This window comes from Streptomyces sp. NPDC096013 (genome assembly GCF_044763565.1).
Lineage (GTDB): Bacteria > Actinomycetota > Actinomycetes > Streptomycetales > Streptomycetaceae > Streptomyces.
Genome location: NZ_JBIWGK010000009.1, coordinates 233704 through 250780, shown reverse-complemented (window position 1 = coordinate 250780; position 17077 = coordinate 233704). Strand labels below are relative to the sequence as shown.

12 protein-coding genes are annotated in these 17077 nt (G+C 68.2%); 8 read left to right on the top strand and 4 right to left on the bottom strand.

Annotation, left to right across the window (positions count from 1 at the left end; translation table 11 throughout):
* Nucleotides 1-86 precede the first annotated feature (86 nt).
* The gene (locus ACIRB1_RS28915; RefSeq protein ID WP_403467493.1) at nucleotides 87-1085 is read left to right on the top strand and encodes a phosphotransferase family protein; all 999 of its coding nucleotides are present in this window, start codon (nucleotides 87-89) and stop codon (nucleotides 1083-1085) included.
* Here ACIRB1_RS28915 and ACIRB1_RS28910 read toward each other — a convergent pair.
* The 4 genes from ACIRB1_RS28910 to ACIRB1_RS28895 are packed head-to-tail and all read right to left on the bottom strand — an operon-like array spanning nucleotide 1060 to nucleotide 4958.
* The gene (locus tag ACIRB1_RS28910; RefSeq protein ID WP_352180791.1) at nucleotides 1060-1836 is read right to left on the bottom strand and encodes a succinate dehydrogenase/fumarate reductase iron-sulfur subunit; all 777 of its coding nucleotides are present in this window, start codon (nucleotides 1834-1836) and stop codon (nucleotides 1060-1062) included. The genes ACIRB1_RS28915 and ACIRB1_RS28910 overlap by 26 nt on opposite strands.
* Entirely contained in the window at nucleotides 1833-3809 is a 1977-nt protein-coding gene (locus ACIRB1_RS28905) for a fumarate reductase/succinate dehydrogenase flavoprotein subunit (RefSeq protein ID WP_403467492.1), read from the bottom strand. The genes ACIRB1_RS28910 and ACIRB1_RS28905 overlap by 4 nt, the downstream gene beginning before the upstream one ends.
* An 18-nt stretch (nucleotides 3810-3827) precedes the next feature.
* A complete protein-coding gene (locus ACIRB1_RS28900; RefSeq protein WP_352180789.1) occupies nucleotides 3828-4649 on the bottom strand; it encodes a hypothetical protein in 822 nt (273 codons plus the stop codon).
* A gap of 18 nt (nucleotides 4650-4667) precedes the next feature.
* Nucleotides 4668-4958, bottom strand: coding sequence for a hypothetical protein (locus ACIRB1_RS28895; protein ID WP_019058435.1), 291 nt, complete (start codon nucleotides 4956-4958; stop codon nucleotides 4668-4670).
* Nucleotides 4959-5251: 293 nt separating this feature from the next.
* On the opposite strand from ACIRB1_RS28895, the gene ACIRB1_RS28890 reads away from it, so the two are divergent.
* The 7 genes from ACIRB1_RS28890 (at nucleotide 5252) to ACIRB1_RS28860 (ending at nucleotide 16485) form a co-directional block, all read left to right on the top strand.
* The gene (locus ACIRB1_RS28890; protein WP_403467491.1) at nucleotides 5252-7411 is read left to right on the top strand and encodes an ABC transporter family substrate-binding protein; all 2160 of its coding nucleotides are present in this window, start codon (nucleotides 5252-5254) and stop codon (nucleotides 7409-7411) included.
* Between the two features lie 275 nt (nucleotides 7412-7686).
* Nucleotides 7687-9594 (top strand): translational GTPase TypA, encoded by a 1908-nt coding sequence (gene typA, locus ACIRB1_RS28885; protein ID WP_352180787.1) that lies wholly within the window; start codon nucleotides 7687-7689, stop codon nucleotides 9592-9594.
* 684 nt (nucleotides 9595-10278) lie between these two features.
* Nucleotides 10279-11313 (top strand): ABC transporter permease, encoded by a 1035-nt coding sequence (locus tag ACIRB1_RS28880; RefSeq protein WP_352180786.1) that lies wholly within the window; start codon nucleotides 10279-10281, stop codon nucleotides 11311-11313.
* A 97-nt stretch (nucleotides 11314-11410) separates the two neighbouring features.
* Nucleotides 11411-13219, top strand: coding sequence for an ABC transporter substrate-binding protein (locus tag ACIRB1_RS28875; RefSeq protein WP_352180785.1), 1809 nt, complete (start codon nucleotides 11411-11413; stop codon nucleotides 13217-13219).
* A 94-nt stretch (nucleotides 13220-13313) separates the two neighbouring features.
* Nucleotides 13314-14294 carry an ABC transporter permease gene (locus ACIRB1_RS28870; protein ID WP_328829296.1) on the top strand — a complete coding sequence of 327 codons (981 nt, stop codon included), beginning with the start codon at nucleotides 13314-13316 and terminating at the stop codon, nucleotides 14292-14294.
* Between the two features lie 8 nt (nucleotides 14295-14302).
* Nucleotides 14303-15364 (top strand): ABC transporter ATP-binding protein, encoded by a 1062-nt coding sequence (locus ACIRB1_RS28865; protein WP_352180784.1) that lies wholly within the window; start codon nucleotides 14303-14305, stop codon nucleotides 15362-15364.
* A gap of 11 nt (nucleotides 15365-15375) precedes the next feature.
* Nucleotides 15376-16485, top strand: a complete 1110-nt coding sequence (locus ACIRB1_RS28860) for an ABC transporter ATP-binding protein (protein WP_403467490.1) — start codon at nucleotides 15376-15378, stop codon at nucleotides 16483-16485.
* Nucleotides 16486-17077 lie beyond the last annotated feature (592 nt).

Here is a 17077-nt window from a genome sequence, read left to right as displayed (position 1 = left end):
TCAGCGCCCGGGATGCGATGATCCGCGGAGTCCGAAGGAGGTGGGGCGATGCCCGGGACGGAACCGGCCACGGCGGCCGGACCCCGATGACCGCCACCCGCAAGACCCTCACCCCCGCCGACCTGGCCCCCTTCGCCCGCGTCCTCGGCCACACCCTGAACGGCGTGACCCGAATCCGGGGCGGTTCGAAGAAGGGTGTCTACCGGCTCGCCTTCCGGGACCGTTCGACGGCTGTGGCCTACGTCTGGTCCCCGGACGAGGACCTCTGGGACGCCGGGCCGGGCGACCCCCGGGACCCCTTCTCCCACGCCTCCGGCCTCACCCTCTTCACCGCCGCGGCGAACCGCCTCGCCGCGGCCGGCGTCCGCGCTCCCCGCCTCCTCCACGCCGACCCCACGCACACCCACCTCGCGGCGGACGTGGCGATCGTCGAGGACCTCCCGGGCGGCACCCTGGAGGACCTGCTGAACGGCGACAGCGGTGCCGTGGCGGAGACGGACGCACTGGAGCGGATGGCGGTCCTGCTCGACACCCTGCACGCGTGCACGGGCCCGCGCTTCGGGAAGGTCGCGCTCGTGGACAACGGCGGTTCCTCGTACGGCGGTTCGTGCGAGGCGGTCGTAGTGGAACGGGCCCTGAGCGACCTCGACGAGCTACCGGCACGCGACCCACGAGCAGCCGCCGCCCACCCGCGACTGGCCGATGCGATACGGAGGTTGGCCGCCCAGGTCCGACCCCGCGAGGAGCCCCCGACCCTCATCCACGGCGAACTCGGCCCCGACCACGTCCGCGTGACCCCCGACGGCGACCTCGCCCTCATCGACATCGAAGGCCTGATGTACTTCGACGCCGAGTGGGAACACGTCTTCCTCCACCAGCGTTTCGGGCGCCACTACGACACCCTGCGCACCGAAGGTCTGGACGAGGACCGCCTGCGTCTCTACCGCCTGGCCACGCACCTCTCCCTCGTGGCGGGTCCCCTCCGTCTGCTCGACGTCGGGGACTTCCACGACCCGGAGTTCATGCGCGGCATCGCCGAGCACCACCTCGGCGAGGCCCTCAGCTTTCTGAGGAACGCCTTCTGATCTTCGACCCCAGCCACACCAGCGGGTCGTACTTGCGGTCAACCGCCCGTTCCTTCAAGGGGATCAGCGCGTTGTCCGTGATGTGGATGCCCTCGGGGCAGACCTCGCTACAGCACTTGGTGATGTTGCAGTAGCCGAGGCCGTGTTCGTCCTGGGCGGTCTTCTTGCGGTCGAGGCCGCTCTGGGCCGCCGCGTCCAGCGGGTGCATGTCCAACTCCGCGACCCGCATGAGGAACCGGGGACCGGCGAACGCGGTCTTGTTCTCCTCGTGGTCGCGCACGACATGGCAGGTGTCCTGGCACAGGAAGCACTCGATGCACTTGCGGAACTCCTGCGAGCGGTCGACGTCCTCCTGCATCATCCGGTACTCGCCGGCCGCGACCCCCTCCGGCGGTACGAACGCCGGAACCTCCCTGGCCTTCTGGTAGTTGAAGCCGACGTCCGTGACGAGGTCGCGGACCACGGGGAAGGCACGCAGCGGGGTGACGGTGATCGTCTCCTCGCGGGTGAACACCGACATGCGGGTCATGCACATCAGCCGGGGGCGGCCGTTGATCTCCGCCGAGCACGAGCCGCACTTGCCCGCCTTGCAGTTCCAGCGCACGGCGAGGTCGGAGGCCTGGGTGGCCTGGATGCGGTGGATGATGTCGAGGATCACCTCGCCGTCGTTGACCTCGACCTTGAAGTCCTCCAGGTCGCCGCCCTCGACGTCCCCCCGCCACACCTTGAAGCGGGCCTCGTAGCTGCTCACTCGTAGAGCTCCTCTTCGGCGAGGTACTTGACCAGCTCTTCCTTCTCGAAGAGGGCGAGCAGGTCGGCGCGGATGGGGTCGGTCGTCTCGCGGGTCAGGCTGATCTGGCCGGCCACGGGGTCGGTCGCCGCCAATCCGTCCTCGGGGCGCGTCAGTTGGCAGATCAGGTTGATACGGCGCCAGTCGCGGTTCATGCCGGGGTGGTCCTCGCGGGTGTGTCCGCCGCGCGACTCGGTGCGCTCCAGCGCGGCCCGCGCCACGCACTCGCTGACCAGCAGCATGTTCCGCAGGTCCAGCGCGAGATGCCAGCCCGGGTTGAACTGCCGGTGGCCCTCCACTCCGGCCCGCTGTGCCCGTACCCGGAGGTCCGACAGTTTCTCCAGCGCCTGTTCCATCTCGCCCTCGCGGCGGATGATGCCGACGAGGTCGTTCATGGTCTGCTGGAGTTCCTGGTGAAGGGTGTACGGGTTCTCGGGCGTACGGGCAGCGGGAAGCTGGAGGCTGTCCCCCGATCGCGCACTGTCCTGGCCCGTTTCGGGTCCCTCCGCCGAGAACGGGCGCAGGGCCTCCGCCGCCGCCAGGTCGACCTCGGTGTCGTCCACCCGGGGCCGTTCCGCCGCCAGGGCCGCCGCGTGGTCCGCCGCGTGCCAGCCCGCCCGGCGGCCGAACACCAGCAGGTCGGACAGGGAGTTGCCGCCCAGCCGGTTGGAGCCGTGCATGCCGCCGGCCACCTCACCGGCCGCGAACAGCCCCGGCACCCCGCGCGCCGCCGCCGTGTCCGAGTCGACCGCGATGCCGCCCATCACGTAGTGACAGGTCGGGCCGACCTCCATCGCCTCGGCGGTGATGTCGACGTCGGCGAGTTCCTTGAACTGGTGGTACATGGACGGGAGTCGGCGCCGGATGACCTCCGCAGGCATCCGTGTCGACACATCCAGGAATACCCCGCCGTGCGGGGAGCCGCGGCCCGCCTTCACCTCGGAGTTGATGGCGCGGGCGACCTCGTCGCGGGGGAGCAGTTCGGGGGGACGCCGGTTGGTGTCCGGGTCCTCGTACCAGCGGTCGCCCTCCTCCTCCGACTCGGCGTACTTCTCCTTGAAGACGTCGGGGATGTAGTCGAACATGAACCGCTTGCCCTCGGAGTTGCGCAGCACCCCGCCGTCGCCGCGCACCGACTCGGTGACGAGGATGCCTTTCACGGACGGCGGCCAGACCATGCCGGTCGGGTGGAACTGCACGAACTCCATGTTGAGCAGCGGCGCGCCCGCCAGCAGTGCCAGCGCGTGGCCGTCGCCCGTGTACTCCCACGAGTTCGACGTCACCTTGAAGGACTTGCCGATCCCGCCCGTCGCGATCACCACGGAGGGGGCTTCGAGGACGAGGAAACGGCCCGTCTCACGCTCATAGGCGAAGACCCCGGAGACCTGGCTTCCGTCCTTCAACACCCTCGTGACCGTGCACTCCTGATAGACCTTCAGACGGGCCTCGTAGTCGCCGGTCTCCTTCTTGTCCTCCTGCTGGAGCGACACGATCTTCTGCTGGAGCGTGCGGATCAGCTCAAGTCCCGTACGGTCGCCGACGTGCGCGAGGCGCGGGTACTCGTGGCCGCCGAAGTTGCGCTGCGAGATCCGGCCGTCCTTCGTCCGGTCGAAGAGGGCGCCCCAGGTCTCCAGCTCCCAGACCCGGTCGGGGGCCTCCTTCGCGTGCAGTTCCGACATGCGCCACTGGTTGAGGAACTTGCCGCCGCGCAGGGTGTCGCGGAAGTGGACCTGCCAGTTGTCGTGCTCGTTGACGTTGGCCATCGCCGCCGCGATGCCGCCCTCGGCCATCACCGTGTGGGCCTTGCCGAACAGCGACTTGCAGATCACCGCCGTACGGGCACCGCGCTCGCGCGCCTCGATGGCGGCGCGCAGACCGGCGCCACCGGCACCGACCACGACGACGTCCCACTCCTGTCGCTCGACCACGGACATCAGAAGGCCCCATCCAATCTAGAAGAAGCGCGGATCATCGAAAGCTCCGGATGCGACCAGGTACACGTAGAAGTCGGCAGCCGCGACGCTGATCAACGACGCCCAGGCGAGCTGCATATGACGGTCGTTCAGCCTCCCCACGAACTTCCACGCCCGGTAACGCACGGGATGCCTGGAGAAGTGCTTGAGCTTGCCGCCGACGATGTGCCGGCAGGAGTGGCAGGAGAGGGTGTACGCCCAGATCAGCACGATGTTGACCAGGAAGACGAGGGTGCCCAGGCCCATGTGGCCCCAGTGGTAGTGCTCGTCGCGGAAGGTCAGCACGGTGTCGTAGGTCAGCGTGCCCGCCACCAGGATCGCCGCGTAGAAGAAGTACCGGTGGACGTTCTGAAGGATCAGCGGGAAGCGGGTCTCACCGCTGTACTTCTTGTGCGGCTCGGCCACCGCGCAGGCCGGGGGCGAGGCCCAGAAGCCGCGGTAGTAGGCCTTGCGGTAGTAGTAGCAGGTCAGCCGGAAGCCGAGCGGGAAGATCAGGATGATGATGGCGGGGGAGATGCCCCACCAGCTCCCGAAGAGATCCGCGTTCGGGCCCGCGTGCATGGTGCGGCAGCGGTCGGCCAGACAGGGCGAGTAGAACGGCGAGACATAGGGCGCCGTGTAGTAGTTCGAGTCCGCGAAGGCCCGCCATGTCGAGTAGACGACGAAGGCCAGCAGTCCGGCGGCGGTGACGGCCGGGGCCAGCCACCAGCGGTCGGTCCGCAGATGCGGGGCGTCGATCGCGGCGCGCGTACCGGTGTGCACGCCGCCGCTCTTCGGTTGGGGTTCCGTACCAGTGGCCAAGTCAGGACTCCGGTCGGTTCAGGGTGCGTGGCGGTCGTGGGCGCCGAGTCCCTCGTCGTCCGAGTCCGTCCACAGGGTGTTGTCGTAGGGGGTGTCGGGGATGGAGACGAGATCGGGGCGCCGGGGGCGTTCGATCCCTGGTGCGGCGTCACGCAGCAGCGCGACGCTCTCGCGCAGACGGTCGGCGTCGGCCTTGACCCTGCGCATCTCCAGGCCGCCGCTGCCGAATTGGTTCTCCAGCCGCCCCACCGACCTGAACAGGTCGTCGAGACAGCGCTGGACTGACGTCAGTTCGTCGTGCACGGACATGACGTGACCTCACTTCCGCGGGCGTCGGCCCTGGACGGCAACGTTCATGCGCCTGCGAGTGTTGCGCGTCACACCTGCCGGTGGGAAGCGGTGTGCACGGATTGGCCGGGGTGCGTTGGTGTGTACGGGGGCAGATTCGACCATTGCGCCGCACGGGTGGGCTTCCCGGCGCCCGTCGCCGTGTCGCCACCGAAGGCCGAACCGTTTCCTCTTCAGTGGCGGCATAGATCTGATCAGCTCCATATACCACCAAAAGTGATCAGAAGTCCCGCGGTCCACCGGAGGTAGCAGTGATGTCCCACGACGGCGTCAGACTGCGCGCGGTCATGCGCTCGGTCGCCTTCCTCACCGCGGGCGCGCTCGCGGTGCCCACCCTCGCGTCCTGCGGCTCCGACGACGAGTCGGGCAAACCGCTCGCCGCCCAGGACATCGCCCCCGCCGGGCGCGACCTCGTCGCCGACGGCGGCACCCTGCGCTGGGCCGTGGACGACGTACCGGAGACCCTCAACACGTTCCAGTCGGACGCCGACGACGCCACCACCCGCGTCGCCCAGGCCGTACTGCCCGCGATGTTCCGGCTCGACGCGCAAGGGCGCCCGCAGCGGGACGCCGACTACCTGGAGTCCGCGAAGGTCGTCGACACCGAGCCCAAGCAGGTCGTCCTCTACAAACTGGACCAGCGGGCCGTGTGGAGCGACGGCCGCGAGATCGGCGCCGCCGACTTCGCCGCCCAGTGGCGCGCCCTGTCCGGCAAGGACTCCGCGTACTGGACCGCCCGCAACGCCGGGTACGACCGCATCGAGAAGATCGAGCGCGGCGCCAACAACCTGGAGGTCAAGGTCACCTTCAGCAGGCCGTACGCCGACTGGAAGGCGCTGTTCTCACCGCTGTACCCCAAGGACGTCATGGGCACCCCGGACGCCTTCAACGACGGCGCGCGCCGCAAGCTGAAGGTGACCGCCGGGGCGTTCTCCGTGCAGAAGGTCGACCGCAAGGACAAGGAGATCGTCCTCGGCCGCAACCCGCACTGGTGGGGCCGCCCCGCGAAGCTCTCCCAGCTGGTGCTGACCGCCGTACCGCTGGACAAGCGGGCCGCCGCGCTCGCCGACGGCAATGTCGACCTGGCCGAGATCGACCCCGCCGACGCGAGCCGGATCACCCTCGCGGGCCGGGCGAAGGGGACGAGCACCCCGCTCCAGGGTGCGAGCCCCACGGGCAAGGACGAGAACAAGAACGAGAGCCGGCAGAAGAAGAAGCTCAGCAAGAAGGAGCGCAAGGCGCTCGCCGCGTATCTGCGCCGGCAGGACGCGCTGCGCGCCTTCACCGTCCGCCGCTCCCTGGAGCCCGCGTACACACAGCTCGCCCTCAACGGCTCCGCGGGCCCCCTCGCCGACGAGCGCGTCCGGCGTGCCGTGGCCCGCGCGCTCGACCGTACGGAACTGGCGAAGGTCGTCCTCAAGCCGCTCGGCCTGCCCGCCGTGCCGGTCGGCAGCCACCTCGCGCTCTCCGGGCAGGCCGCGTACGCCGACAACAGCGGCGCGCTCGGCGGCCAGGACACCACCGAGGCGCAGGCGCTGCTCGCCGACGCCGGCTGGGTGCCCGGCGGGCCGATCAAGGACAAGGGCGAGAAGGCCGCCGGTTCCGAGGGCAAGAAGACCAAGAAGACCGACGACGAGTCCGAGGGCGGCTCCGACGGGCAGTACATCGTCGGCGAGGACAACAAGGACCCGCAGGACCACACCGGGAAGCACGGGCACGGCGACGAGAGCTCCACGCACCTCGCCGACGGCAAGCAGTACGACGGTCGCAAGGTGAAGCAGGGCGGCGCCGCCGGCGCGTACGCCCCCAAGGGCACGGCCGCCCCCGCCGACGCGAAGACCGGCCTGCTCGCCAAGGACGGCAAGCCGCTCGCCCTGCGCTTCGTGCTGCCCTCCGGCACCGGCTCGGAGTCGCTGGGCGCGGTCGCCGACAGCATCTCCCGCATGCTGGAGAAGGTCGGCATCCGCACCGAGATCACCAAGGTCTCCGACGACAGCTACTTCAAGGACCACATCGCGTCCGGCCAGTACGACCTCGCCCTCTACTCCTGGCCCGCGTCCGCCTTCCCCGCCACCGACGCGCGTCCGATCTTCGCCAAGCCGGTCCCGGCCGCGGACGGCTCGCTGAACGTCGAGCAGAACTACACCCGCGTCGGCACCGACCAGGTCGACCAGCTCTTCGACCAGGCCGCCTCCACCCTCGACGAGGACGAGTCCGCCGCCCTGGTCCGCAAGGCCGACGCCCGCATCTGGGCGGCGGCCGGCTCGATCCCCCTCTACCAGCGCCCCCAGCTCACCGCGGCCCGCAAGACCCTCGTCAACGCCGGCTCCTTCGGCTTCCAGACCCCGCTCTACGAGGACATGGGCTTCCTGAAGAAGGGCGCGACCCCGTCCGCGAGCCCCACCAAGGACTGACCTCCCGCCCACCGGACGCCTACGGCAGCCGCCCCGCAGCGACGTGCGGGGCGGCTGCCGTCGTAGCGAGAGGAGAAGGGACGCGGCGGGCGCCGGTTTTCTCCTGGCCAGGGCCCGCGCGGCCCGGTCCGGCGCCGTCCGTAAGGCCCTGCGGAGGCCTCATCCCCATACGCCACGTACGATGGGGTAAGGCCGTGGCGTGTCCAGCCCGGCAGGGCCCGCGTAACACAGATGTACGCGCAGGCCTTCCTCACTCTCCGGGAGTTCGCCGCAATATGGCCACGCGCCACGACATCCGCAACGTCGCCATCGTCGCCCACGTCGACCACGGGAAGACGACCCTCGTCGACGCCATGCTGAAGCAGGCCGGTGCCTTCGCCGCGCACGCCGCCGAATCGCTCGACGACCGAATGATGGACTCGAACGATCTGGAGCGTGAGAAGGGCATCACGATCCTGGCCAAGAACACGGCCGTGAAGTACCACCCGAAGGATGGCGGCGACGTCATCACCATCAACATCATCGACACCCCGGGCCACGCCGACTTCGGTGGCGAGGTCGAGCGCGGTCTGTCGATGGTGGACGCGGTGGTGCTCCTCGTCGACGCCTCCGAGGGCCCGCTGCCCCAGACCCGCTTCGTGCTGCGCAAGGCGCTCCACCAGCGCCTGCCCGTCATCCTGTGCATCAACAAGACGGACCGCCCCGACTCCCGGATCGACGAGGTCGTCAACGAGACGTACGACCTCTTCCTCGACCTGGACGCGGACGAGGAGCAGATCGAGTTCCCCATCGTCTACGCGTGCGCGCGGGACGGCGTGGCCTCGCTGACCAAGCCGGAGAACGGCACGGTCCCGCAGGACAGCGACAGCCTGGAGCCCTTCTTCTCCACGATCCTGGCGCACGTCCCGGCCCCCGAGTACGACGAGGAGGCCCCGCTCCAGGCGCACGTCACCAACCTGGACGCCGACAACTTCCTCGGCCGTATCGCGCTGCTCCGCGTCGAGCAGGGCGAGCTGCGCAAGGGCCAGACCGTCACGTGGATCAAGCGCGACGGCACGATGTCCAACGTGCGCATCACCGAGCTGCTGATGACCGAGGCGCTCACCCGCAAGCCGGCCGAGATGGCGGGCCCCGGTGACATCTGTGCCGTGGCCGGTATCCCGGACATCATGATCGGTGAGACCCTCGCCGACCCCGCGAACCCGATCGCGCTGCCGCTCATCACGGTCGACGAGCCGGCGATCTCCATGACCATCGGTACGAACACCTCGCCGCTGGTCGGCCGCGGCGGCACCGGCAAGGGCGCCTCCGCGAAGTCCGCCGTCAAGGACCGCAAGGTGACCGCCCGCCAGGTCAAGGATCGCCTGGACCGCGAGCTGATCGGTAACGTCTCGCTGCGTGTCCTCGACACCGAGCGCCCCGACGCCTGGGAGGTGCAGGGCCGCGGTGAGCTGGCGCTGGCCATCCTGGTCGAGCAGATGCGCCGCGAGGGCTTCGAGCTGACCATCGGCAAGCCGCAGGTCGTCACGCAGATCATCGACGGCAAGGTGCACGAGCCGGTCGAGCGCATGACGATCGACGTGCCCGAGGAGCACATGGGCGCGGTCACGCAGCTCATGGGCGTCCGCAAGGGCCGGATGGACAACATGTCCAACCACGGCTCCGGCTGGGTCCGCCTGGAGTTCGTCGTCCCCTCCCGCGGCCTCATCGGCTTCCGTACCGAGTTCCTGACCGGTACGCGCGGCACGGGCATCGCCCACTCCATCCACGAGGGCCACGAGCCGTGGTTCGGCGTGCTGACGACCCGTAACAACGGCTCGCTGGTCGCCGACCGCGCCGGTGCCGTCACCGCGTTCGCGATGACGAATCTCCAGGAGCGCGGCGTGCTGTTCACCGACCCCGGCACCGAGGTGTACGAGGGCATGATCGTCGGCGAGAACTCGCGTGCCGACGACATGGACGTGAACATCACCAAGGAGAAGAAGCTCACCAACATGCGCTCGGCCGCCGCCGACTCGTTCGAGGCGATCGTCCCGCCGCGCAAGCTCTCCCTGGAGCAGTCCCTGGAGTTCTGCCGCGACGACGAGTGCGTCGAGGTGACTCCGGAGGCCATTCGCATCCGCAAGGTCGTCCTGGACCAGAAGGAGCGCGGCCGCTCCGCGAGCCGCGCCAAGCACGCCTGACGCATACGATCGCAGGCGCGCCGAGGCGCTGATACCGGCCAACTGAGCCCGGGTGTCCCCATCGTGGGGGCGCCCGGGCTTTTTGCAACTGGTTTTGGTCCTCTTCCCCGGGGCGGTGTGTCCGTAATGCGGAGATCCTCGCCCGATACCCATGTAACAAGTCCGTTTCGTGGCCTTCTCGAGGCGAACAGTTTGTCCATGTTTTGGAAGATGTACGCGCCAGCTGTGACTGAATTGAGATTTAAAGACAGTGGTCGGCACCTGGCACATGGCAGATAGTTAGCCGCGTAGCGCTCGGGTCAATGGGTCACCGCGCCGTGGGGACGGCGCCGACTCGCGAGCACCAGGGGGTGTCTGACCCTCCGTCAGGGGTGACGGAGGAAAGACGTGAACCCCCTCCTGTTGGTGAACACGTGGAGTCATGAGGAGGAGCCCCATGCGTGGTGTCACGAACGCCAGGTGGGACACGCCGTCCGTCAGTAGCAACGTCGCCCGCCCATACGGAGATTGGCTCTGAGGAGTCGGTCGGCGGCGTAGTGCCGCCGCTCAACTACGCGCGTCCGGCTGCGGGGTTACCGCCGCACCGGGACGCTCCTGACCTCTCTCCATGATCCGACCGGTGACCGCGCACACCCTGCGCCGGCCGCCCGCTCGGCACACCCACACCTGTGAAATGGGCGAACAGTGACCAGTCCTATCGACATTGAGGACGGCGGAACCTCGGTCGTCGTCGACGGCGAACCGGGGCCGCAGACCGAACCCGAGGCCAAGAAGCTGGAGGGACGCTCTCCCGGCCAGCTGATGTGGGTCCGCTTCAAGCGCGACCGCACCGGCGTCATCTCGGCGTACGTCGTGGCGTTCTTCTTCCTCGTCGGACTCCTCGCTCCGCTGATCTCCAAGCTGTACGGCAAGGACCCGTACACCGTGTACGCGGACGAACGCCCCGAACTCTTCGACAGCGCGGGCGTCCCGCTTCAGCCCAACGGCGGCATCAGCAGCCAGTTCTGGTTCGGCCTCGAACCCGGCAACGGCTACGACGTGTTCACCAAGCTCCTCTACGGCATCCGCACCTCGCTGATGATCTCCGTCTGCGTGACGATCGCGACCGTCCTCACCGGCATCCTGCTCGGCGTCGCGGCCGGCTACCTCGGCGGCAGGTCCGACTACTTCATCAGCCGGGTCATCGACTTCCTGCTCGCCTTCCCCGCCCAGCTGTTCTTCATCGCCAGCATGCCGGTCGTGGTCTCCCTCTTCGTGAGCCCGACCGACGAGACACCGACGTACGTCCGTGTCGTGGCCCTCATCGCCGTGCAGTGGTTCCTCGGCTGGATGAGCCTGGCCCGCATCCTGCGCGGCACCAGCCTGGCGCTGCGGGAACGCGAGTTCATCGAGGCGGCGCGGGTCAGCGGGGCCTCCCCCTGGCGGATCATCAGCAAGGAGATCCTGCCGAACGTGGTCACGCCGATCCTCGTGCAGTCCACGTACATGCTTCCCGGCTTCGTGACCGCCGAGGCCGGACTGTCCTACCTGGGTGTAGGCATCGTCGAACCGACGCCGGACTGGGGACAGATGTTCTCCAAGGCGTCGACGGAACTGGTGATGCAGAACGACATCACCTACATGTTCTTCCCGGGCGTCTCGATGATCATCTTCATCGTGGCCTTCAACCTGCTCGGGGACTCGGTCAGGGACGCCTTCGATCCCAAGACGGCGCGCTGACCGTCCGTTGGTGGGCGTCCGCGCCCGACTACCGCACGGATCTCGCACGGCACTTGCCATGTGCACTGGTGACACACAGATAGGTGGAAACTGAGTGATGAGTAGGGGCGGACGCCACGCATACGCCGCGCTCTCCGTGCTCGCGGCCGGGGCTCTTGTGCTCACCGGTTGCAGCAAGGGCGGCAGCGACGCGAGCGACAACAACAAGCAGGACAAGGAGAACGCGGCAAGACAGCAGAAGTCGATCAAATTCGGCGACGCCGCCGACTCCACCGGACCGGCCGCGGCCGTACCCGGCGCCAAGCCGGGCGGCTCGATCGAGGTGCTCCAGCGTGACAGCTACGCCCACCTCGACCCGGCGCAGATCTACGTCTCGGACGAGGGCTCGCTCGCGACCCTGATCCACCGCGGTCTCACCGGCTACAAGACGACGACCAGCGACGGCAAGGGTCACGAGGTCGTCGGCGACCTCGCCACCGACTCCGGTACCACCACGGACGGCGGCAAGACCTGGAAGTACACGCTCAAGGACGGCATCAAGTTCGCCGACGGGACGCCGATCACGTCGAAGGACATACGCCAGACCGTCGAGCGGCTCTTCGCGCCCTTCATCAACCAGGGCCCGTCCTACCTCCAGCAGTGGCTGGCCGGCACCACCGGCGCCGACTACCGCAAGCTGCTGCCGGACGGCCCGTACAAGGGCAAGCACCTGCCGGACAGCGTGCTGGAGACGCCGGACGCCAAGACCATCGTCTTCCACTTCAAGACCCCGCACGCCGACCTGCCGTACGCCCTCGCCATGGCGGGCTACGCCGTCGTCTCCGCCAAGGGCGACACCCAGGCCAAGTACGACAAGTCGCCGGTGACGAGCGGCCCGTACAAGATCCAGTCGTTCAAGTCGGGCAAGTCGATGGTGCTCGTGAAGAACACCAACTGGGACCCCAAGACGGACCCGATCCGTCACCAGTACGTGGACCAGTTCAACTTCACGTTCAACCAGCAGTTCGAGACGTCGACGAAGGCCCTCCTCGCGGACAGCGGCGCGGACCAGACCGGCATCAGCTTCAACAACCAGGTCGACGCGGGCAACCTGTCCAACGTCCTCAAGGACCCGAAGCTGAAGTCCCGCACGATCTCCGGCTACCAGCCGTACGTCGGCCAGATGAACATCAACATGAGCCACGCGGCCATGAAGGACAAGACGGTTCGTGAGGCCATCGCCTACGCGCTGCCCATCACCCCGTTCGTCCGTGCCTTCGGCGGCACCGACGCGATGGAGGTCGCCGGCGGTCTGATCAGCCCGACCGTCTCCGGCTACGACGCCGCGTTCGACCCGTTCGGCAAGAAGAAGAAGCCCGCCGGTGACCCGGCCAAGGCCAAGGAGCTGCTGAAGAAGGCCGGCAAGCTCAACATGAAGCTGACCTTCGGCTACACCAACACCCCCGAGGGCCAGCAGTACTCCACCGCCATGGCGGCAGGCCTGAAGAAGGCCGGCTTCAACGTCCAGCGCCAGGAGATCCCGGCCGAGACCTACTACGACCAGGTCTCCAAGCTGGACAACAACTACGACATCTTCCACACCGCGTGGGGCGCGGACTGGCCGTCCGCCTCGACCGTCATCCCGCCGCTCTACGACGGCCGCGGCATCGCCGACGGTGCCCAGAACTACTCCCAGGTCAACGACCCCAAGGTGAACGCCGACATCGACGCGGCGAACAAGATCACCGACCCGGTCAAGGCCGCGGCCGCCTGGGAGAAGATCGACCAGTACCTCGTGAAGGACGTCGTCAACGTCGTCCCGACCGCGTACTACAAGCAGACCCAGATCGCCGGCTCCAAGGTCGGCGGCCTCGTCTACGACGACGTCATCGGCGGCGTCGACCCGCGACGCCTGTTCGTCAAGTAACCGCCGTCCGTCCGGCACCCGGTGCCCCCACCCCACTCCGGGGCGGCGCACCGGGTGCCGGGCGGCCCGCCGACGTCAGAGAGCTGCCCCTGTCATGCTGCGCTTCCTCGTCCGCCGGTTCCTCGGCGCCGTCGTCATCCTGTTCCTGCTGAGCATCGTCACGTTCCTGCTGTTCTTCGGGATGCCACGCGACCCGGGCCTGTTGATGTGCGGCAAGACGTGCAATCCGACCAGCCTCGCGAACATCCACCACGTGCTCGGCCTCGACAAGCCGATCAGCACCCAGTACGGGATCTTCCTGAAGAACCTCGTCATGGGCAGCAACGGCTTCGCCCAAGGCCCGTGCCCCGCCCCGTGCTTCGGGTACTCGTACCACACCAACGACCAGGTCTGGGCCACGCTCATCGACCGGCTGCCCACCACGGTCTCGCTCACCCTGGGCGGCGCCTTCTTCTTCCTGCTCATCGGCCTCGGCACCGGCCTGCTCGCCGCCTGGAAGCGGGGCACGATCATCGACAAGACGGCCACCGCCGGGGCGATGGTGCTCAGTTCGATGCAGATCTACTTCCTGGGACCACTCGCCCTGGCGCTGCTCGTCTACCAGACCCACATCTTCGACAAGCCGGCGTACAACAACTTCACCGCGAACCCGATCAGCTGGTTCGCGGGGCTGATCATCCCCTGGGTGGTGCTGTCCACGATCTTCGCCGCGCAGTACACCCGTATGGCGCGCTCGGCGATGATCGAACAGCTCCAGGAGGAACACGTCCGTACGGCCAAGGCGAAGGGGATGTCCCGCAGATACGTCTTCTTCCGCTACGCCTGGCGCGGCTCGCTGATCCCCATCGTCACCATCTTCGGCATCGACCTGGGCTCACTGCTCGGCGGCGCCATCATCACCGAGTACACCTTCAGCCTGCCGGGCCTCGGCAACCTCGCCGTCCAGGCGGTGTTCTACAGCGACCTGCCGCTGCTGCTGGGCGTGATGATCTTCTCCGCCACCATGATCCTTCTCTTCAACATCATCGTCGACGCCTGCTACGCCTTCATCGACCCGCGCGTGCGGCTGGCCTAGGAGCACTCGTGACCACATTGACCAAGGAAGCCGGTGCTCCCTCGCCGGCCGACGCGGGTGCCTTTCTCTCGGTGCGGGACCTGCACGTCAGCTTCAAGACCGAGGACGGCATCGTGCGCGCCGTCGACGGCCTCTCCTTCGACGTCGAACGCGGCAAGACCCTCGGCATCGTGGGGGAGTCCGGCTCGGGCAAGTCCGTCACCAACCTGACGATCCTCGGCCTGCACAACCCGATGTTCACCACCGTCGAGGGCGAAATCCTCCTGGACGGCCAGGAGTTGACCACGGCACGCGAGCCCGAACTGGAGAAGCTGCGCGGCAACAAGGTCGCCATGATCTTCCAGGACCCGCTGACCGCGCTCTCCCCGTACTACACGGTGGGCCGTCAGATCGCCGAGCCGTACATGAAGCACATGGGCGCCTCAAAGAAGGCCGGCTGGGACCGCGCGGTCGAGATGCTCGGCAAGGTCGGCATCCCCAACCCGAAGGAACGGGCCAAGGACTACCCGCACCAGTTCTCCGGCGGTATGCGCCAGCGCGCGATGATCGCCATGGCGCTGGTCTGCGACCCCGACCTGCTGATCGCGGACGAGCCCACGACGGCGTTGGACGTGACCGTCCAGGCCCAGATCCTCGACCTCCTCAAGGACCTCCAGCAGGAGTTCGGCTCCGGGATCGTCTTCATCACGCACGACCTCGGTGTCATCGCCGACATGGCCGACGACATCATGGTCATGTACGCGGGCAACGCGGTGGAACGCGGCACGACCAACGACGTCCTCCGCTCACCCCAACACCCCTACACCTGGGGCCTGTTGAACTCCATGCCCCGCCTGGACTCGGACCTGAGCGCTCCGCTGGCCCCCATCCCCGGCGCCCCGCCCTCCCTCCTGAACCCGCCGTCGGGCTGCCGTTTCCACCCCCGCTGCACCTTCCAGGACCGGGTCGGCGGCACCCGCTGCGTCACCGAACGCCCGCTGCTCGCCCCCGACCGCGCCTCGGCATGCCACCTCACGGCGGACCAGAAGCGGACCATCTTCATCGAAGAGATCAAGCCCCGACTGGGCTAGGAGGAGACGTCATGACAGAGGACCTCGTCCTGCCCGCCCCGCGCGACGCGGTACCGGAGGACTCAGGCGACCCGCTGCTCGTGGTGGAGGGCCTGACCAAGCACTTCCCGGTGAAGGGCGGTTTCCCGATCCGCCGTACGGTCGGCGCCGTCCAGGCCGTCGACGGCATCGACCTGACCGTGCACGTGGGGGAGAGCTTCGGCCTCGTCGGCGAGTCCGGCTGCGGCAAGTCGACGACGGGCCGCCTGATCACGCGCCTGCTGGAGCCGAGTGCGGGCAGCATCACCTACCGCGGCCAGGACATCTCGCACGCGAGCCGCAATGAGTTGGCGCCGATCCGCTCCGAGATCCAGATGATCTTCCAGGACCCGTACTCGTCGCTGAACCCGCGGCAGACGGTCGGGAAGATCATCTCGGGGCCGATGGAGATCAACGGCATCCAGCCGGAGGGCGGCCGGGAGAAACGCGTCCGCGAACTCCTGGAGATCGTCGGCCTCAACCCCGAGCACTACAACCGCTTCCCGCACGAGTTCTCCGGCGGCCAGCGCCAACGCATCGGTGTGGCAAGGGCGTTGGCGCTCGACCCCAAGCTGATCGTGGCCGACGAACCGGTCTCCGCCCTGGACGTCTCCATCCAGGCCCAGGTCGTCAACCTCCTCCAGGAGGTCCAGCGAGAACTCGGCATCGCCTTCCTCTTCATCGCCCACGACCTCGCAGTCGTACGACACTTCTCGCACCGCGTGGCCGTCATGTACCTCGGCAAGATCATCGAGGTGGGCGACCGGGACTCCATCTACACCCGCCCCCGGCACCCCTACACCCACGCCCTGCTCTCGGCGGTACCCGAGGTCAACCTGGGCGACGACCAGACAGCCGGCCGCGAACGCATCCGCCTGGCCGGCGACGTCCCCTCCCCGATCTCACCTCCCTCCGGCTGCCGCTTCCGCACCCGCTGCTGGAAGGCGCAGGACAAGTGCGCGACCGAGGAGCCGCCCCTCATCCAGATCGAGGGCAACCGGGCCGCTCACCTCACGGCCTGCCACTTCCCGGAGGAGCCGACGATCGAGGCGCGGGACGAGGACATCATCTTGGACCCGGCGTTGACGGCGCTGGAGGAGTAGGGGCAGGCGGGGTTGGCGGGGTGGGGTCGGTTGGCTGGACGATGTGAACTGGTGAAGGTTGGGCCACTCGCTTCTTGGCCAGTGTCGGGCTTCCACGGCCCGAGTAAAGGGCGCTCCGCTGCGCTGCGCGTCGGCTGCGCCGATGGCCCTGCGGGCCACCCTTGACTAGGGCCGCTCCAGCCCGTTTCAGAAGCGAGCGAGCGGCCCGGAAGGATGGGTGGCCAGGCAGAAAGGCCCATACCTGTACTGGGCTGCTGGCCGGTGTGCAGGATGCGCGCTCGCGTCTCGCCTGCACGCCGGGCGGGCTCGGCGGCTACCGCCCGGTGGGGGCTTCCCCAACAGACAAGGGCGAGAGAAAAGGGGGAGTGGGCAAAGGTCGGTCGGTGATGTCGCTGCTGGGGGTCGCTGGAAGCTGGGGGTAAATCTAACCACTGTCATGTGCGATGACCGGTTAGAAAAGACCCCAGCCTCCGGAGGGTAGCGGGGGTCGGGCCCCTGACGGAGCTAGCAATCCGACAGTTCGCCTAGCCCATACCGCCCATTGCCTCTCACCGATCATCCGGCACGCGTCGCGCACTAGTCTCGCCGCGCC